Origin of the sequence: Enterobacter sp. DC4, from assembly GCF_000568095.1 — a bacterium.
In the GTDB taxonomy this organism is placed as follows: Bacteria; Pseudomonadota; Gammaproteobacteria; order Enterobacterales; family Enterobacteriaceae; genus Enterobacter; species Enterobacter pseudoroggenkampii.
Window position 1 is genome coordinate 840247 of sequence record NZ_AZUB01000001.1, and the last position, 17025, is coordinate 857271.

19 protein-coding genes are annotated in these 17025 nt (G+C 55.1%); 9 read left to right on the top strand and 10 right to left on the bottom strand.

Annotated features, from left to right (window positions below):
* The first annotated feature begins 218 nt into the window (after nt 1–218).
* Nucleotides 219–566: a monothiol glutaredoxin 4 gene (gene grxD, locus P349_RS19990; RefSeq protein ID WP_003832760.1), complete on the top strand. Its 348-nt coding sequence runs from the start codon at nt 219–221 to the stop codon at nt 564–566.
* A 78-nt stretch (nt 567–644) separates the two neighbouring features.
* Here the strand turns inward: grxD and rnt are convergent, their stop codons facing one another.
* The 5 genes from rnt to eptA all read right to left on the bottom strand — a co-directional run bounded on the left by rnt (nt 645) and on the right by eptA (nt 5326).
* On the bottom strand, nt 645–1304 hold the full coding sequence (gene rnt, locus P349_RS19985) for a ribonuclease T (RefSeq protein ID WP_032651023.1): 660 nt from the start codon (nt 1302–1304) through the stop codon (nt 645–647).
* 95 nt (nt 1305–1399) lie between these two features.
* On the bottom strand, nt 1400–1807 hold the full coding sequence (gene gloA, locus P349_RS19980) for a lactoylglutathione lyase (protein WP_013096923.1): 408 nt from the start codon (nt 1805–1807) through the stop codon (nt 1400–1402).
* 100 nt (nt 1808–1907) lie between these two features.
* Nucleotides 1908–3005, bottom strand: coding sequence for an alkene reductase (locus P349_RS19975; RefSeq protein WP_024909367.1), 1098 nt, complete (start codon nt 3003–3005; stop codon nt 1908–1910).
* A 54-nt stretch (nt 3006–3059) separates the two neighbouring features.
* Nucleotides 3060–3659: a TetR/AcrR family transcriptional regulator gene (locus P349_RS19970; RefSeq protein ID WP_024909366.1), complete on the bottom strand. Its 600-nt coding sequence runs from the start codon at nt 3657–3659 to the stop codon at nt 3060–3062.
* Nucleotides 3660–3700: 41 nt separating this feature from the next.
* Entirely contained in the window at nt 3701–5326 is a 1626-nt protein-coding gene (gene eptA, locus P349_RS19965; RefSeq protein WP_032651024.1) for a phosphoethanolamine transferase EptA, read from the bottom strand.
* A 149-nt stretch (nt 5327–5475) separates the two neighbouring features.
* On the opposite strand from eptA, the gene P349_RS19960 reads away from it, so the two are divergent.
* The 3 genes from P349_RS19960 (at nt 5476) to sodC (ending at nt 7260) form a co-directional block, all read left to right on the top strand.
* Nucleotides 5476–5715: a DUF1289 domain-containing protein gene (locus tag P349_RS19960; RefSeq protein WP_008500587.1), complete on the top strand. Its 240-nt coding sequence runs from the start codon at nt 5476–5478 to the stop codon at nt 5713–5715.
* Between the two features lie 48 nt (nt 5716–5763).
* Complete coding sequence (locus P349_RS19955; RefSeq protein WP_032651025.1) at nt 5764–6660, top strand: aldo/keto reductase; 897 nt, start codon at nt 5764–5766, stop codon at nt 6658–6660.
* Nucleotides 6661–6741: 81 nt separating this feature from the next.
* Nucleotides 6742–7260 (top strand): superoxide dismutase [Cu-Zn] SodC, encoded by a 519-nt coding sequence (gene sodC, locus P349_RS19950; protein WP_032651026.1) that lies wholly within the window; start codon nt 6742–6744, stop codon nt 7258–7260.
* Here the strand turns inward: sodC and P349_RS19945 are convergent.
* Genes P349_RS19945 through P349_RS19935 form a run of 3 tightly spaced genes read right to left on the bottom strand, consistent with a single transcriptional unit; the run spans nt 7239 to nt 10371 of the window.
* Complete coding sequence (locus tag P349_RS19945; RefSeq protein ID WP_032651027.1) at nt 7239–9272, bottom strand: FUSC family protein; 2034 nt, start codon at nt 9270–9272, stop codon at nt 7239–7241. The two genes, sodC and P349_RS19945, sit on opposite strands and share 22 nt — an antisense overlap.
* Nucleotides 9272–10132 (bottom strand): efflux RND transporter periplasmic adaptor subunit, encoded by an 861-nt coding sequence (locus tag P349_RS19940; protein WP_032651028.1) that lies wholly within the window; start codon nt 10130–10132, stop codon nt 9272–9274. Before P349_RS19940 ends, P349_RS19945 begins: the two co-directional genes overlap by 1 nt.
* Nucleotides 10133–10134: 2 nt before the next feature.
* Complete coding sequence (locus P349_RS19935; protein WP_024909360.1) at nt 10135–10371, bottom strand: DUF1656 domain-containing protein; 237 nt, start codon at nt 10369–10371, stop codon at nt 10135–10137.
* Between the two features lie 186 nt (nt 10372–10557).
* On the opposite strand from P349_RS19935, the gene slyA reads away from it, so the two are divergent.
* Nucleotides 10558–10998, top strand: coding sequence for a transcriptional regulator SlyA (slyA, locus tag P349_RS19930; RefSeq protein WP_032651029.1), 441 nt, complete (start codon nt 10558–10560; stop codon nt 10996–10998).
* 36 nt (nt 10999–11034) lie between these two features.
* Here slyA and P349_RS19925 read toward each other — a convergent pair whose 3' ends face one another.
* Nucleotides 11035–12396 carry a sensor domain-containing diguanylate cyclase gene (locus P349_RS19925; protein WP_032651030.1) on the bottom strand — a complete coding sequence of 454 codons (1362 nt, stop codon included), beginning with the start codon at nt 12394–12396 and terminating at the stop codon, nt 11035–11037.
* A gap of 196 nt (nt 12397–12592) precedes the next feature.
* Nucleotides 12593–13060, bottom strand: a complete 468-nt coding sequence (gene slyB, locus P349_RS19920; protein WP_008500578.1) for an outer membrane lipoprotein SlyB — start codon at nt 13058–13060, stop codon at nt 12593–12595.
* A 255-nt stretch (nt 13061–13315) separates the two neighbouring features.
* Here slyB and anmK point away from each other — a divergent pair, with 255 nt between their 5' ends.
* The 4 genes from anmK (at nt 13316) to tyrS (ending at nt 16971) form a co-directional block, all read left to right on the top strand.
* The gene (gene anmK, locus P349_RS19915) at nt 13316–14440 is read left to right on the top strand and encodes an anhydro-N-acetylmuramic acid kinase (RefSeq protein ID WP_032651031.1); all 1125 of its coding nucleotides are present in this window, start codon (nt 13316–13318) and stop codon (nt 14438–14440) included.
* Nucleotides 14441–14533: 93 nt separating this feature from the next.
* Nucleotides 14534–14857: a C-type lysozyme inhibitor gene (gene mliC / locus P349_RS19910; RefSeq protein WP_024909356.1), complete on the top strand. Its 324-nt coding sequence runs from the start codon at nt 14534–14536 to the stop codon at nt 14855–14857.
* 57 nt (nt 14858–14914) lie between these two features.
* A complete protein-coding gene (gene pdxH / locus P349_RS19905) occupies nt 14915–15571 on the top strand; it encodes a pyridoxamine 5'-phosphate oxidase (protein ID WP_024909355.1) in 657 nt (218 codons plus the stop codon).
* Nucleotides 15572–15696: 125 nt separating this feature from the next.
* Nucleotides 15697–16971 carry a tyrosine--tRNA ligase gene (gene tyrS / locus P349_RS19900; RefSeq protein WP_023335449.1) on the top strand — a complete coding sequence of 425 codons (1275 nt, stop codon included), beginning with the start codon at nt 15697–15699 and terminating at the stop codon, nt 16969–16971.
* The last annotated feature ends 54 nt before the right edge of the window (nt 16972–17025 follow it).

The window sequence follows — 17025 nt, forward strand, 5'->3', positions numbered from 1 at the left end:
TTCGTAAGCAAGTGCAAAAAAATTCATCGTTCTGTCGCTCATTTGCCCATTCCCTAAGCAAAACCCTGACCGCCGCAGGGGTAAACACCATTTGCAATGCAACTTTTCCTGACTCGGAGTAGAATGTATAAACGTGACAAAAATGTTATTTTCCGATGCCAGTCTGAACCGCTACAATGTCAGACGAATGCCGTAACAGAAGTTAAAGGAAGCAAGACATGAGCACCACTATTGAAAAAATCCAGCGCCAGATCGCTGAAAACCCGATTCTGCTGTATATGAAAGGTTCTCCAAAGCTGCCAAGCTGCGGCTTCTCCGCGCAAGCGGTTCAGGCGCTGTCTGCCTGTGGTGAGCGTTTTGCTTACGTTGATATCCTGCAGAACCCTGACATCCGCGCTGAACTGCCGAAGTACGCGAACTGGCCGACGTTCCCACAGCTGTGGGTAGACGGTGAACTGGTTGGCGGCTGCGATATCCTGATTGAAATGTATCAGCGCGGCGAACTGCAGCAGCTGATCAAAGAGACGGCAGCGAAGTACAAAACGGAAGAGCCGGACGCAGAGTAATTTTCTCTGCGCAAATAAAAAAAGCGACCCGCTATATGGTCGCTTTTTTTTTGTCGGGTGGCGCTGCGCTTACCCGACCTACGATTGGTGCTCGTCCTCATCACCCTTCGGCAGCGGCCAGCCGCCCATACGCTTCCAGCGGTTGACGATCTCACAGAACAGCTCTGCGGTACGCTCCGTGTCATACAGCGCGGAGTGCGCCTGCGTGCCGTCGAACGGAATGCCCGCCGTAATACAGGCCTTTGATAGCACCGTTTGTCCCAGCGCCAGGCCGCTCAGCGCGGCGGTGTCGAAGGTCACAAAAGGGTGGAAGGGGTTGCGTTTAAGCGACGCGCGCTCGGCAGCGGCCATGGTAAAGCTGTGATCGAAGGTGGCGTTATGGGCCACCATAATGGCGCGGCTGCAGTTACTTTCTTTCATGCCTTTACGCACCATTTTAAAAATGGCGTGCAGCGCGTCATATTCACTTACTGCACCACGCAGCGGGTTATGCGGATCGATACCGTTAAACGCCAGCGCTTCCGGCTGTAAGTTTGCCCCTTCGAAAGGTTCAACGTGGAAATGCAGCGTGGTGTCCGGTGTAAGCCAGCCCTGTTCATCCATCTTCAGCGTGATGGCGGCAATTTCGAGCAGCGCATCGGTTTTAGCGTTAAATCCGGCTGTTTCTACATCAATGACAACGGGATAAAAACCACGAAAACGGTCGCACAGACCGCTAAATTGAGCGTTATCGGACATCAGGGTCTCTTACATGGGGAAAAAGCAGAGCGCATTATGGCAAATTTTGCGGGGGGATGCAGTAAAACTACGGGCGCACGTTGCGCCCTGAGGGATCAGTTGCCCAGACCGCGACCGGCGTCTTTGGCTTCAATCAGCTCGATTTTGTAACCGTCCGGATCTTCGACAAACGCAATCACGGTGGTGCCACCTTTTACCGGACCCGCTTCGCGCGTGACGTTACCGCCGTTGCTGCGGATGCGCTCACACGCTTCGGCCGCGTTGTCCACTTCCAGCGCGATGTGGCCGTAGGCCGTGCCCAGCTCATAGCTGTCAACGCCCCAGTTGTAGGTCAGCTCGATCACCGCTTCATCCGTTTCCGGGCCGTAACCCACGAACGCCAGCGAGTATTTGTATTCCGGGTTTTCGCTGGTGCGCAGCAGCTTCATGCCCAGGACGTTAGTGTAGAAATCGATAGAACGTTGCAGGTCGCCAACGCGCAGCATGGTGTGAAGTAGGCGCATAATTTCCTCATTAACCAATGAAATAGACTGTCTTTTTGAACAGAAACGATGTTTTAGTATAGCGGCGAAGCATCGCCGCTATCAATGAACAATGGCGAGATTACAAAGAAGGGTAGTCGGTGTAGCCTTCCGCGCCGCCGCCGTAGAAGCTTTCCGGGCGCTGCGGGTTGAGCGCTGCTTTTTTCTGCAGACGAGCAACCAGATCCGGGTTGGCGATGTAGTCGCGGCCAAACGCGACAGCATCAATCAGCCCTTTGCCGATCAGGTCTTCGGCTTTCTCCGGGGTATAGGCGCCTGCACCGATGATCACCCCGTGGAAGCGCTCGCGCACTTTCTGACGGAAAGCATCTGTGTAAGGCTTACCGCCGGCCCAGTCAGGCTCGGACATGTGCAGATAAGCGATGCCACGTTTAGCCAGTTCTTCGATCAGGTACAGAGCATCTGCTTCCTCGTTCGGGCCGTTGTCGACGTTCTGGAAAGACCCGATTGGGGAAACGCGGATCCCGATACGATCCGGGCTCCACTCCTTGCATACCGCATCCACCACTTCCAGCACCAGACGGGCACGGTTTTCGACGCTGCCGCCGTACTGGTCGGTGCGATGGTTAGACGACGGCGACAGGAACTGGTGCAGCAGATAGCCATGCGCGGAGTGCAGCTCAATCAGATCAAACCCGGCTTCACGGGCGTTTGCCACGGCCTGGCGGAAGTCGTTAACAATCCCCGGGATTTCGTCCAGCTCCAGCGCACGCGGCATAGAGGTATCCACGCGGATCGCATTGCCGTTTTCATCGCGCAGGGACGTACGGGTATTGGCGCTCAGGGCCGAAGCGGAGACCGGTGCCTGGCCGCCAGGCTGAATGCTGCTGTGAGAGATACGACCGGTATGCCACAGCTGGACCGCAATGCGACCTTCTTCAGCGTGGACGCCCGCGGTGATTTTCTGCCATGCGGCGATCTGTTCCGGGCTGTGAAGACCCGGCGCACCCGCATAACCCTTAGCCTGAGCAGAAATCTGCGTGGCTTCGGTGATGATCAGGCCAGAGCTTGCGCGCTGACGATAGTATTCACCCATTAGTGGGGTTGGGATGTCACCCGGCTCAATGCTGCGCAGACGGGTCAGCGGAGCCATGAACACGCGGTTTGGCGCCGTGACGGCACCCACTTTCAATGGGGTAAACAGTTTTTCAGCTGACATAAAGACTCCTGAGTAGACCAGTCGACTAGTAATAAGGTAAATAAAAAGCGCCCATTATACGTCAGGCGCAGTAATGCTGTTTTTCACATGTGCCAGCGCGCTTTCCAGCGGCACGGCACTGCGCGAAATTTTTGCCTGCAGGTTGGCCCCTAACCAGAGGGAATAGAGCACCTGAGACTGCATCAAGGGGTCGCCGGTAAAGGCCAGCGTTTTTTCGTCGCGGCCTTTTTCCAGCGCCTGAGCCAGCAGGGCGATCACGCCGCGGGCACCTTTATCCATCGCTGTGCGCATATCTTCAGAAAGATCGCACACTTCTGCAGACAGTTTAACGGTCAGACAACCGCTGATAATGCCCTGCTGACAGAACTGGTTCAGCGTTTCCTGATAGTAGTTCAGAACACGATCCCGGTAGTTACCTTCACCCGATGCAAAGTGGGTCGCCAGACGCTGGTGGTAGCCAGCATAATGACGCTCCAGCATCGCTACGCCGAAGGCCTCTTTGGACCGAAAGTAGTGATAAAACGACCCTTTCGGTACCTCAGCGGTTTTTAATAACTCGCTCAACCCCATACCGGTAAACCCGCGATGCATACAAAGTTGCTCGCCGGTCGCCAGTAGATGTTCGCGGGTATCGTGTTCAGTATTTCTGCTCATGGCCGCACTCTAATAGACCGTTCGGTCTAATGCAAGCGAGTTTACTGACGACATGCGCTCAGTATATCCAGCTGCTGTTGATAAACCGTTGATTTCACGTCCATCATACCCAGCACGGTCGAGAACAAATTGTCCTGAGAAACCGCATTTTTTGCTGCATGGTCACGCAAACACTGTTCGTTGATGCCAAAGTTTTTCGCGTAATCCGGTGACAGCCAGAACATAAATGGAATATGCGTTTGCTGCTCCGGCGCCAGCATGTACGGTGTACCGTGCAGATAAATACCGCTTTCACCCAGTGATTCACCGTGATCGGAGAGATAAATCAGCGCGGTGTTCATGCTCGCCTGACGGGCTTTCAGCGCATCAATGGTTTTGCTGACCATGCTGTCGGTGTAGAGAATAGTGTTGTCATAGGTATTCATCAGCGCCTGATGATCGCAATCCTGAATCTCATTGGTGTCGCAGGTTGGGGTGAATTTACGGAAGTTGTCCGGGTAGCGGCGATAGTACGCCGGACCATGACTTCCCATCAGGTGGATAACCAGTACCGTGTCCTGCTTTAGACCATCCAGCACGTTGTCCAGACGGTAGAAATTCACATCATCAATACAGGATTTGTCTTTGCAGAATTGATCCAACTGCCACTGCGTCATGTCGGTATGGGGCACGCGATCGCAGGCGCCTTTACAGCCGCCGTCGTTGTCGCGCCATAGCAGGTTGACACCCGCATGCTTGAGCACGTCGAGCAGCCCCTCGCGATGGTGAGCCAGGTCGGCATCGTATTTGCTGCGCGTCATGCCGGAGAACATGCACGGCACGGAAACCGCGGTTTCGGTGCCGCATGAGGAAGCCTGCGGGAAGTTAATCACATCCTGCTTTTTCAGCTCCGGGTTCGTTTCACGATCGTAACCATTAAGGGAGTAGTTCGCCGCGCGAGAGGCTTCCCCAACGACCAGTACCAGAACGGTTTTCTTTTGTTGACCGGTAATCAGTGGCCCTTTGTGGGCATCTTCACCAATACGCACCAGCGTTTGATCGCCAGCAAACCAGCGCATTTTGCTGTACTTCACCACAGCGCTGACATAGTTCGCCGGGGTGACCATTTTGACGATGCTTTTGTTATTGCGGAACAGCGACGCGTAGTCTTTATAAAACAGCGCGGCAATCAGGATAATCACCAGCAGAGCGCCGAGCATCGCGGCAACACGCGTCAGCAGCGCATACCACCATTTTCCGGTACGAATGCGGGTCAACGCCAGCACCACGGAAGGCACGAGGCCAGCGATGACAATCCACAGAATCATCTGCGGGGTCACCAGGGCCGTCGCTTCCTGCGAGTTAGTTTCGAACACGTTCACAATCATGTTCTGATCGATCACCGCGCCGTAGGTGTACATAAAGTAAGTTGCCGCGGCGCAGCCGATCGTTAAGACGATCAGCAGCGGCTTACGGATATAGGGAATATTAAGCAGGCTAAAAACAATCACCCAGCCGCAAAACAGCACCAGCGGTACGGACGCGGCAAAGAGGATGTCGTGCAGGTGCGCAGGGGCAATAATGGCCCAGCTGCGCTGGATAAACAGCCCGTTGATTAGCGTAAAGAAGAGTGCACAGCCCAGAGTAAATTTAATGTCGTTACATTGTAACTTTTTGATTAACCACATCGATCGATGAACCTGTCATTATCATAATGGGCCGAGTATAAAGAGGGAAGATTAGTGAAACCTTAATGCCACAAATCTGTGGTACAGGCCTTGCACGTGGCGCGTTTAGCGTCTTCACTGTAGGTGAGAGTGGTTATCTGGAGGTGAGTGTGGCAGAGCAGCTGGAGTTTTTCCCCATCCAGAGCCCGTGCCGGGGGATTTGTCAGGTGGATGAACGCGGATATTGCCGCGGGTGCATGCGTACCCGCGATGAGCGTTTTAACTGGCAAAACTTTAGCGACACGCAGAAGCAGGAGGTATTACGCCTCTGCCGTCAGCGTCTTCTGCGCAAAATACGCGCAAACAAAGCCGGTGAGACCGAAGAACCCCAGCAACCTTCACTTTTTTAACACGGTAATTGCGTATACTCATGACATCACGTCCTTGAGGAAAATGTTATGGTTCAGCGAATTACCCTTGCCCCCCAGGGGCCAGAATTCTCCCGTTTTGTGATGGGCTACTGGCGTCTGATGGACTGGAATATGTCCCCCCTCCAGCTGGCGAGCTTTATTGAAGAGCATATCGATCTGGGCATCACCACGGTCGATCATGCGGATATTTACGGCGGCTACCAGTGCGAGGCCGCGTTCGGCGAGGCGCTCAAGCTGGTTCCGGCACTCCGCGATCGCATGGAGATCGTCACGAAGTGTGGAATTGCCACCACGGCAAAACCAGAACACGCCATCGGTCATTACATCACCGACAGCGCGCATATCATCAAGAGCGCCGAGCAGTCGCTGGTCAATCTGGCGACCGATCGTATCGACCTGCTGTTAATCCACCGTCCGGATCCGCTGATGGATGCCGATGAGGTGGCGGAAGCCTTCCTGAACCTGCATCAGAGTGGGAAAGTGCGTCACTTTGGCGTTTCCAACTTTACCCCGGCGCAGTTTGCACTGCTTCAGTCTCGCCTGCCGTTTACCCTCGCTACCAACCAGGTTGAGATCTCCCCGGTACACCAGCCGCTGCTGCTGGATGGCACGCTCGACCAGCTGCAACAGCTGCGCATCCGCCCGATGGCCTGGTCGTGCCTGGGTGGCGGACGCCTGTTTAATGATGATGAATTCCAGCCGCTGCGCAACGAGCTTGAAACCATCGCCCGCGAGCTGAACGCGGAGAGCATCGAGCAGGTGGTTTACGCGTGGATCCTGCGTCTGCCGTCAAAACCGCTGCCCATTATCGGTTCCGGCAAGATTGAGCGCGTGCGGTCTGCGCTGGCCGCTGAAGAGCTGCAGATGACCCGCCAGCAGTGGTTCCGCATCCGCAAAGCCGCGCTGGGCTACGACGTGCCATAAACCGCCAGAAGGTGACTTTCCGGTGAAATCTTTGCCTCTGGTATACACTTAAGGGGCAAAAAATAACCCGCGGAGGTCATTATGAAGCGTTTTGCTCTGGCAATGGTCACGCTGGTTGTTTGCGCAGGGGCGCAGGCAGCCAGCGACGAAGTGGAAATGAATCTCGTCACCTCTCAGGGTGTGGGTCAGTCCATCGGCACGGTGAAAATCACGGAAACCGACAAAGGGCTGGAGTTCGCTCCCAACCTCAAAGCACTCCCTCCCGGTGAGCATGGTTTCCATGTTCACGCCAAAGGCAGCTGTCAGCCCGCATTAAAAGAGGGCAAAGCGTCGGCAGCAGAAGCGGCAGGGGGTCACCTCGATCCGCAGCATACTGGCAAGCATGAAGGCCCGGATGGAATGGGGCATTTAGGCGATCTGCCCGTGCTGGTGGTCAATAACGACGGTAAAGCCACCGATCCCGTTGTCGCGCCGCGTCTGAAAAAGCTGGATGAAGTCAAAGGCAAAGCGCTGATGATCCATGTTGGCGGCGACAATATGTCCGATCAGCCTAAACCGCTAGGCGGCGGCGGGGCGCGCTATGCCTGCGGCGTGATCTGATCCCCAATCGTACCCGGCGGTGGGGCCTGCTCCAGCTGCGACAGCGAGCAGTGCAGCCGCCAGATTATCGAGGCCAAATCACGGGCGGCGGGCAGATGATGTCGTGCAAGCGTATCGCAGATCCGCTGCAGTTCATTCAGCGTGGCTGCCAGCGGCCGCTGCTGGACACCGCGCTCGCTCATTACATCGCGCAGCAGGGAAATACACACATCACGAACCTGCGACAGTGGATCGGAACGCGTTTCCCACGCGCGAAGCTGCCAGACCACGTGCGAGCAGTTCAATAGCACCACGCCCCAGCGCAGCAGCCAGCGTCGGGACAGCGCGTCCTGGCTGTTATTCAGCTGGCTGACGTGGTGATACACCAGCGATTCATACTCGTTTTCACCCAGATGCGGTTTACGGCTGAGCTGGTCTACAAACCCCCGGCGTAACTCCCGGATATGCCTGCGGCTCTTGCGAGCATCGGAGCCGGGACGCAATACCGCGAAAGCCAGCCACGCCAGCCCCACGCCAAGGATTTTCGCCAGGTTGTCATTGAGAAAATCGGCGTAATCGTACACCGGCGGATTGGTCACGGAGATAAACGAGCCCATAAAGACAATCAGCTGTCCCCAGAGGCCCGCCTGTTTTGGCATTTGCAGCTTAAGAAGCTGCATGGTGGTTAACAGGGGAAACAAAAACAGCAGGAACTGCCACAGATCGCTTATCTGCACCATCAGGCCAAACTTCACCACAAAACTGAACAATGACAGCAGCACCAGGGTGCGCAGCAGCAGCGTCAGCGAGTTGAACGGCGAGGCCGCGACGGAGTAAAGCACGCAGCTGATGGCGGCAAGCGTCAGGGCCGCCGTACCGGACTCCCACTGCGTGGTGATGCTCCACGCCCCCACCAGCATCAGCGCGCAGAAGGTGCGAAAACCGCTCCACAGCGCTTCGAGGTAGTCGGTATGGCGGGCGAGAGCCGGGCTCCCGGGCACGTTGAACTCCGTGACCGGCGTGGCATTCTCAACCGCGTTAATCCAGCGGCTGCTGCGCAGGTACAGTCGGCAAAAGTAATTCAGACGCTGCCAGAAGGCGCGATGGCGATAGTCGTATTCATCAACCGGGGCGAGCGGGGCGATGATCTTCGCAACGGTGTAGATGTCCGCATCCGGGCGCGCAAGGGCCGCGAGCAGCGTTTCGATGACGGCACGGGTGTTTTCCGGCGGCGTCGGCCAGTTGAGCAGCATCCGGCGCAGGCTGGAGATGGCGCTGGTCATACGCAGCTGCTGGTGCAGTAAATAATTTAGCAGGGTGTTCTGACGACGAAAGCGGTAGTGGCTCCAGAACGCCTGAATACGCAACAGATTCATGGTCAGGATCTGCCCGATCACCTTTTCATGCGCGAGGCGGATCTCATCGCTGGTATCCGGTTGCCACAGCAGGCTCGCGTGCTCAAGCAGCCGGGTGTGCATGGTCTTGAGGGCGGTGATGAGCGCGGTGCCGTCGGAGGTGCTGGGGAGGATCATCATCATGAAGCCGCCGCTGAGGATCCCGACAATGACTTCGCAGACGCGCGCCTGCGCGATATCCCACAGCTCGGTGGTGTCTAGTACGTTGACGACCGGGAAGGCGATAATGGCGGCGGTATAGCCCGCCAGCTGGAAAGCGTAGGCGACGTTATTGGTAAAATGGGCGCAGGCCCAGGTACAGCACCCCAGCCACGCCGCCATGCTCAGCAGGAACATCCACGGATCGTTCAGCGTATGGCCGGCGATAATTAACGCCGCCGTGGCACCCAGCAGGCTGCCGGCGATGCGTCCAAGACTCTTACTGATCACCCCGCCGACCGTAGGAAAACTGACCACTGCGGCAGACGTCATCGCCCAGTAGGGTTCATCCAGGTTCAGGTAGTAGGCGACGGTCAACGCCAGGCACATGGCAATGCCGTTACGCAGCGCGTAGCGCCACTGGGGACGCGTCGCTTTCATCCACGGGGTGTTGTGCCAGGAGAGTGCCGGCAGCTTCATCACCGGTTTCCGATGGAGACGGTGCAGGTAGTGCCGGAGACCAGGGTAATGTCCTGCGGTAAACGGTCAAATTCTACGCGAACCGGAACGCGCTGGGCCAGGCGCACCCAGGGTACGTTCGGCTTAATGTCCGGCACCAGGCCGGAATCCGTTTCAACGCTTTGATCGTAAATGGCCCGGCCTATGCTGGATACGTGACCCTGTAACTTCTTCGAGCCGCTGTAAAGCGTAATCGCGGCGGGCGATCCCTCGCGGATATGGCGAAGCTTGGTCTCTTCGAAATAGCCCACGACGTAGAAGGAGTGGCTGTCGACGAGGGCAAAAACCGGCTGGCCGGTAGTGGCGTAGTTACCCACGCGGGCGGAGAGGTTGGTCACCCATCCATCGACCGGTGCCGTAATCACGGTTTGGGTCAGTTGCCACTGCGCCTGCTTCAGCGTCGCCTCCGCCACGTTGACGCTCGCCTGCATGGCCTTAACGTTGATATTCGCGGTGTCTAAATCTTCCGCTGAGATGTAGTTTTGCGACAGGTGACGGCGGCGGTTGGCCTCGTTGTTGGCCTTTGCCAGGTCAGACTGGGCTTTCGCCAGCTGCGCCTCGGCGTTCAGAATCGCAATGTGGTACGGGGTGTCGTCAATTCGGAATAAAACATCTCCCTTTTTGACGAACTGGTTATCCTTAACCAGTAGCGTCGTGATACTTCCCGATACCTGAGGGGTGATGCTGGCCTGTTCAGCGCGAACTTTGCCGTCACGCGTCCAGGGCGACTGCATATAAAAATTCCACATCCACCAGCCCGCAACCAGCGCGAGGGCGAGGACAAACAGGGTGGAAAAGTATTTCAGCGTTTTCAGAGGCATAGTCACCACACCATCAAGACAGCAAGGCCCAGACATACGGAGAGGGCAAACAGGGAAAGATCCATCAGCATGGGATGCCAGATTTCGCCGGAATACATCCAGTCGCGAAGCAGACGATGCGCGATGAGCCAAAGAATAAAGCCCACCAGCACGGCCTTAAACAAGGGAGGAAAGTAGACTGACGCACCGAAGATCAGGTCCTGAAGGGGTAACCCCTCTGAGCGATGAAAAAACGTCACGGGCAGAAATCCTTTGCAGTGAACAGAATGCCGCGTTGGCTTGTCATAGTATGATGAAGCATCACAATTCAGTGTAAGTCATACTTTTAAGTTCGATGAATGCAGTATTGCATTTGTTTTGGCAATACAATTGCTGCACACTATTCTAAAATCAGTATAATAACTTAGCAAGCTAATTATAAGGAGATGAAATTGGAATCGCCATTAGGTTCTGATCTGGCAAGGTTGGTACGCGTCTGGCGTGCTCTGATTGACCATCGCCTGAAACCTCTGGAACTCACACAGACGCATTGGGTCACGCTGCACAACATTCATCAGCTGCCGCCCGATCAGTCGCAAATTCAACTGGCAAAAGCGATAGGCATTGAGCAACCGTCACTGGTGCGCACGCTTGACCAGCTGGAAGAAAAGGGGTTGATCTCGCGGCAAACCTGCGCGAGCGATCGTCGTGCGAAACGGATTAAACTCACCGAAAAAGCGGCGCCTATCATCACGGAAATGGAAGCCGTGATTACCAGGACGCGCGGTGAAATCCTCTCAGGCGTTTCACCGGCGGAACTGGAAATGCTCATCAGCCTCATTGGGCGCCTTGAGCAAAACATCCATGAACTGCAGTCGCGAGACTGACAAACACTAAGGCCTTGCAGCAGCAAGGCCTTTTTTTTACTTAAAGACGACCACACGGTTACGACCCGTCTCCTTCGCTTCATACATCGCCTTGTCGGCACTTTCCACGCACGTTTCTGCGGTTATCGTTGATGACGTTGCCGTAAACACCCCCATACTGATGGTGATGGGCTCCGGCAACTGACCGCCGCTGCTGGTTTTATCAAAGCTGCTTAGCTTCAGGCGTATGCGCTCGGCCACCTGGTACGCGGAGTCTGACGACGTGTTGGCCAGCATCAGCACAAACTCCTCACCGCCGATACGGGCCGCGATGTCCTGCGGGCGCACGGAATCCATTAGCAGGTTGGCGACAAACTGCAGGACTTTATCGCCCTGGAGATGTCCGTAGGTGTCGTTAATGCGTTTGAAGCGATCAAGATCGCTGACGATGACGGAAACGGGGCGATTGGGCCTGGCGATATCCAGCGACTGGTTTAACGATTCATAAAAATAGCTGCGGTTATAAAGGCGCGTGAGCGGGTCGCGGATCGAGTTCTGATAGGACTGCTGATATTTTACGTGCGAGTCGCGATACAGTCTGAAGACATCGTAAAGCAGAACAAAAATAATCAGCAGCGTGGCGACAGTTTCAAATAACCGGGCGCGGTACCAGGAGATATCTTCGGCATGTCCACCCGCTAACAGCATTGAAAGCGTGACGATATAGCAAACGCACAGAAAATTTCCGCCTACCCAGAATAAATTGCGCACGCGCGTGACAAACATCAGCGCTACTAATGTTATCACCCAGAAAACAATTAAAGATATATTAATGCAATGGCTCCAGAGGACCATAAACTGCCGGGTTTCATTATCAACCAGGTCAATGGATAACAAGGGCGAGTGGCTGGAATATATCCAGGCCAGTCCCACTGCACAGGCGGTAAAAAGAGACGCGCCGCTCACAATTGAGATATGCGCCAGCCGTGAAAGAGGGTAATCGCGCATGGGATAGAGTATTGCTGCCACGATAAACAGCACCGCCATTAAAAAGTGGCGGAACATATAGTAGATCATCGCATCGTTGTAGTTCACGACGTTGAACTGATAGAGATCCAGCCAGGCGGGGAAGCTGGTCAGCGTTCCGACCATCAGCAGTGCGGACCCGGCAAAGGCAAAGGCGATTGCGACCAGATACAGTCGTCTTTTGTCACACCAGTATTTCATCGCCATAAAACAGGCAATAAACAAGTGAAACACCAGAAGAAAAATGGTGAGCGTAGGGAATAAAAGCGGTGAAAAGGACGGAACCCATTCAACGAGTTTTAAAAACAGCGCGTGTAATATCCCGATAACAACAAGGCAACCGAGACAGAACGTAATATAACGGCTCGTTAGAGCGCGACGATTCGCAAGCATAGAATTTTTACAAATTATAATGAATAAAGAGAAGGTGGTTGCGAAGAGTCTAATCAATTAGTGCAATAAATACTTTGCGCAGAAACAATATAAGGCGTGATTAATAATGGATGAGGTGAATGTATTTTGTAATTATATTTGTGAGAGTGATATATATTGTAAATGGATGTGGCCCGAGGACCACATCCACTTTTAATTAACGTGGGGAAACGGTCACCTGGCTTCCGTTGCTCGCCAGCACAACGCGCTGGCCTGCAGAGAAGCGGGTGCTGCCTTGTTTCTGAACAACCATGATAGTGCTGCCGTCGTCTTTACGGATTTCCAGCTCTACGCCCTGAGTTTTGTTCATTGCACCCTGAACGCCCTGGCCGGCTACGCCACCCGCAACGGCACCTGCGGCTGTTGCCAGAGAGCGACCCGTGCCGCCGCCGACGGTATTACCCAGGAAACCACCCAGGACGGCACCGCCAATTGCGCCCATCACGTTGTTTTCATCGCCACCCTGAATCTGTACAGGGCGTGCGTTAACAACGGTACCGTAAGTCACGTTCTGAACCTGTTTCGCTTCAGAAGCGCTGTAAACGTCGCCAGAAAGTGAACTGTCATTCACACAGCCAGCCAGAGTTAAACCAATCAGCGAAACGCCCAGTACACGTAAAATCATTTGAATCTCCTGTTCACCAAAAACGCCCGATTGAGGGCATCCGTTATGGCTAAATTATATGGCATAAGGAGCCATAGTTCATATCTTTGCATTAACAATAGGAAAATTGTACTTGAATTTGACTTAACGAGACATAAACAGGGTCCGCCTGTGTTACCCGTCTGACATTGTTAAAAAATATTATTGCCGGATGGCAAAGCGGCGCCGTTTATGGTTGAGTGGATATCCTTAGCCCACGCAACGTAAGGAAAGCGCATGAAATCGGGTCGCTACATTGGTGTGATGTCAGGCACCAGTCTGGATGGGGTAGATGTCGTTCTGGCCGCCATTGACGAAAACATGGTGGCGCAGCAGGCGAGCCTGACCTGGCCAATTCCCATTTCACTGAAAGAGGATATTCTGAGTATCTGTCAGGGGCAGCAGCTGACCCTTTCCCAGCTTGGACAACTTGATGTTCGCCTGGGGGCGCTGTTTGCGGATGCGGTGCAGGCTTTGATGCAAAAAGAACATCTTCGCCCGCAGGATGTGGTGGCCATCGGGTGTCACGGACAAACGGTCTGGCATGAGCCCATCGGAGAGGCCCCGCATACTCTGCAAATCGGCGATAACAACCAGATTGTGGCGAAGACGGGCGTGACGGTAGTAGGCGATTTCCGTCGTCGCGATATCGCCCTTGGCGGACAGGGCGCGCCGCTGGTGCCCGCGTTCCATCAGGCGTTACTGGCGCACCCTTCAGAGCGGCGCATGGTGCTCAACATAGGTGGGATCGCCAATCTGTCGATGCTTATCCCGGGACAGCCGGTCCGCGGCTACGATACCGGCCCGGGCAATATGTTAATGGATGCCTGGATCTGGCGTCAGTGCGGCCAAGCATATGATAAAAACGCGGAGTGGGCGAGCGGGGGGAAAGTGATTCTACCGCTGTTGCAGTCCATGCTGAGCGATCCGTATTTTTCCTTACCGGCACCGAAAAGCACAGGGCGTGAATACTTCAACCTGGGCTGGCTTGAGCGTCAGCTGGCGCCATTCCCGGCGCTCGCGCCGCAGGATGTCCAGGCGACGCTTGCTGAGCTGACGGCCGTGTCGATCTCCGAACAGGTTCTGCTCAGCGGTGGGTGTGAGCGCCTGCTGGTGTGCGGCGGAGGAAGCCGCAACCCGCTGGTGATGGCGCGTCTTGCCGGGCTGCTGCCGGGTACCGAAGTGACCACGACCGATGAGGCTGGCATCAGCGGTGATGATATGGAGGCGCTGGCCTTCGCCTGGCTTGCCTGGCGCACCATTGCCGGACTGCCGGGCAACTTGCCGTCGGTAACCGGTGCGCGTGAAGCGAGCGTCCTTGGCGCGATTTTCCCGGCCAATCCTCGTCATAATCAGAGTTAACTGAAATTCAGCGCGGCGCGTCGTCGTTAGAATGGAACGAAACAGGGGGGCAGCCATGCCCTCCAGGACCAGGAAAGTCTTCGGAATACGCCCATGAAAAAACTTCTTCTTATTGCCGCCCCTTTGTTGCTGTCAGGATGCAGCGTCTATAACCAGTTCCTTGAGCGCATGCAGACCGATACGCTGGAGTATCGCTGCGACGAAAAACCGTTGACCGTGAAGCTGAATAATCCACGTCAGGAGGCCAGCTTTGTTTACGACAATAAATTGCTGACGCTGAAACAGGGTATGTCGGCCTCCGGTGCACGTTACTCCGACGGTATTTACGTCTTCTGGTCGAAAGGCGACAGCGCCACGGTCTACAAACGCGACCGCATTGTGCTGAACAATTGCCAGCTCGAAAACCCGAAGCGTTGAGATTTTTACAGGGGCGGCGCACAATAGCGCCACCCACTCTCAATGTCAGCTAACGCCATGTCAGATAACGATGAACTGCAGCAAATTGCGCATCTGCGCCGTGAATACACCAAAGGCGGCCTGCGTCGCCAGGATCTGCCCGCTGAACCCCTCGTGCTTTTTGAACGCTGGCTGAAACAGGCCTGCGAAGCGAAACTCGCCGATCCAACGGCCATGGTTGTCGCGACGGTAGATGAAAACGGTCAACCGTATCAGCGCATCGTATTGCTCAAGCATTATGACGAGAAAGGACTGGTGTTCTATACCAACCTTGGCAGTCGCAAAGCGCACCATTTAGAAAATAATCCGCGCATCAGCCTGCTGTTCCCGTGGCACATGCTGGAGCGTCAGGTGATGGTTACCGGCAAAGCGGAACGTCTCTCGACGCTGGAAGTGGTGAAGTATTTCCACAGCCGCCCGCGTGACAGCCAGATTGGCGCCTGGGTATCAAAACAGTCCAGCCGAATTTCCGCCCGCGGCGTGCTGGAAAGTAAATTCCTGGAGCTGAAGCAGAAGTTCCAGCAGGGTGAAATTCCCCTGCCAAGCTTCTGGGGTGGTTTCCGCATCCCGATTGAGCAGATGGAGTTCTGGCAGGGGGGCGAACACCGCCTGCACGACCGCTTTTTATACCAGCGCGAGAATGGCGGCTGGAAAATCGACAGACTGGCACCGTAATCCCCGAAATTTGTTGATTTAAGCGCTAGCGCACACCGCGCTTGCGCTTTATTCTATGGTCCTTTCGCATCAGGCGAAAAGTCGTGTACCGGCAAAGGTGCAGTCGTTTATACATGGAGAATTTGATGGCAAGCAGTAACTTGATTAAACAATTGCAAGAGCGGGGCCTCGTGGCCCAGGTGACGGACGAGGAAGCGTTAGCAGAGCGACTGGCGCAAGGCCCGATCGCGCTCTATTGCGGCTTCGATCCCACCGCTGACAGCTTGCATTTGGGGCATCTTGTTCCATTGTTATGCCTGAAACGCTTCCAGATGGCGGGCCATAAGCCTGTTGCCCTGGTGGGTGGCGCGACCGGTCTGATTGGTGACCCAAGCTTTAAAGCCGCTGAGCGTAAACTGAATACCGAAGATACCGTGCAGGAGTGGGTAGATAAGATCCGCAAACAGGTTGCACCGTTCCTCGACTTCAACTGTGGTGATAATGCCGCCATTGCCGCGAACAACTACGACTGGTTTGGCAGCATGAACGTGCTGACCTTCCTGCGTGATATCGGCAAGCACTTCTCTGTTAACCAGATGATTAACAAAGAGGCCGTGAAGCAGCGTCTGAACCGCGACGACCAGGGTATCTCCTTTACCGAGTTCTCCTACAACCTGCTGCAGGGGTATGACTTTGCCTGCCTGAACAAACTGCACGGCGTTTCCCTGCAGATTGGCGGTTCCGATCAGTGGGGTAACATCACCTCCGGTATCGACCTGACCCGTCGCCTGCACCAGAATCAGGTCTTTGGTCTGACCGTTCCGCTGATCACCAAAGCCGACGGCACCAAATTTGGTAAAACCGAAGGCGGCGCGGTGTGGCTCGATCCGAAGAAAACCAGCCCGTACAAGTTCTACCAGTTCTGGATCAACACGGCGGATGCCGATGTTTACCGCTTCCTGAAGTTCTTCACCTTTATGGACATTGAAGAGATCAACGCGCTGGAAGAAGAAGACAAGAACAGCGGTAAAGCACCGCGCGCTCAGTACGTGCTGGCGGACGAAGTGACCAAACTGGTTCACGGTGAAGAAGGTCTGGCCGCGGCAAAACGCATTACCGCAAGCCTGTTCAACGGTACCCTGAGCGATTTGAGCGAAGCAGACTTCGAACAGCTGGCGCAGGACGGTGTGCCGATGGTTGAGATGGAAAAAGGGGCTGACCTGATGCAGGCGCTGGTGGACTCCGAGCTCCAGCCTTCCCGCGGTCAGGCGCGTAAAACCATCGCGTCTAACGCTATCACCATCAACGGTGAGAAGCAGGCCGACCCGGAATACACCTTCGTTGACGGCGATCGTCTGTATGGTCGCTACACGCTGCTGCGTCGCGGCAAGAAAAATTACTGCCTTGTCTGCTGGAAGTAATTAACAGTCTTCAGGGGCGTGGGAAACCACGCCCCTTTTGTTTTTTCAGGGTTT

What these genes read in the sequence shown, in the direction of transcription:
- P349_RS19955 (WP_032651025.1), top strand. Translation starts at nt 5,764, where the DNA reads ATGGTTCAGCGAATTACCCTTGCCCCCCAGGGGCCAGAATTCTCCCGT.
- sodC (WP_032651026.1), top strand. Translation starts at nt 6,742, where the DNA reads ATGAAGCGTTTTGCTCTGGCAATGGTCACGCTGGTTGTTTGCGCAGGG.
- P349_RS19925 (WP_032651030.1), bottom strand. Translation starts at nt 12,396, where the DNA reads ATGCTTGCGAATCGTCGCGCTCTAACGAGCCGTTATATTACGTTCTGT.
- P349_RS19970 (WP_024909366.1), bottom strand. Translation starts at nt 3,659, where the DNA reads ATGAGCAGAAATACTGAACACGATACCCGCGAACATCTACTGGCGACC.
- pdxH (WP_024909355.1), top strand. Translation starts at nt 14,915, where the DNA reads ATGTCAGATAACGATGAACTGCAGCAAATTGCGCATCTGCGCCGTGAA.
- rnt (WP_032651023.1), bottom strand. Translation starts at nt 1,304, where the DNA reads ATGTCCGATAACGCTCAATTTAGCGGTCTGTGCGACCGTTTTCGTGGT.
- gloA (WP_013096923.1), bottom strand. Translation starts at nt 1,807, where the DNA reads ATGCGCCTACTTCACACCATGCTGCGCGTTGGCGACCTGCAACGTTCT.
- grxD (WP_003832760.1), top strand. Translation starts at nt 219, where the DNA reads ATGAGCACCACTATTGAAAAAATCCAGCGCCAGATCGCTGAAAACCCG.
- slyB (WP_008500578.1), bottom strand. Translation starts at nt 13,060, where the DNA reads ATGATTTTACGTGTACTGGGCGTTTCGCTGATTGGTTTAACTCTGGCT.
- P349_RS19940 (WP_032651028.1), bottom strand. Translation starts at nt 10,132, where the DNA reads ATGCCTCTGAAAACGCTGAAATACTTTTCCACCCTGTTTGTCCTCGCC.
- mliC (WP_024909356.1), top strand. Translation starts at nt 14,534, where the DNA reads ATGAAAAAACTTCTTCTTATTGCCGCCCCTTTGTTGCTGTCAGGATGC.
- anmK (WP_032651031.1), top strand. Translation starts at nt 13,316, where the DNA reads ATGAAATCGGGTCGCTACATTGGTGTGATGTCAGGCACCAGTCTGGAT.
- P349_RS19975 (WP_024909367.1), bottom strand. Translation starts at nt 3,005, where the DNA reads ATGTCAGCTGAAAAACTGTTTACCCCATTGAAAGTGGGTGCCGTCACG.
- P349_RS19945 (WP_032651027.1), bottom strand. Translation starts at nt 9,272, where the DNA reads ATGAAGCTGCCGGCACTCTCCTGGCACAACACCCCGTGGATGAAAGCG.
- tyrS (WP_023335449.1), top strand. Translation starts at nt 15,697, where the DNA reads ATGGCAAGCAGTAACTTGATTAAACAATTGCAAGAGCGGGGCCTCGTG.
- slyA (WP_032651029.1), top strand. Translation starts at nt 10,558, where the DNA reads ATGAAATTGGAATCGCCATTAGGTTCTGATCTGGCAAGGTTGGTACGC.
- eptA (WP_032651024.1), bottom strand. Translation starts at nt 5,326, where the DNA reads ATGTGGTTAATCAAAAAGTTACAATGTAACGACATTAAATTTACTCTG.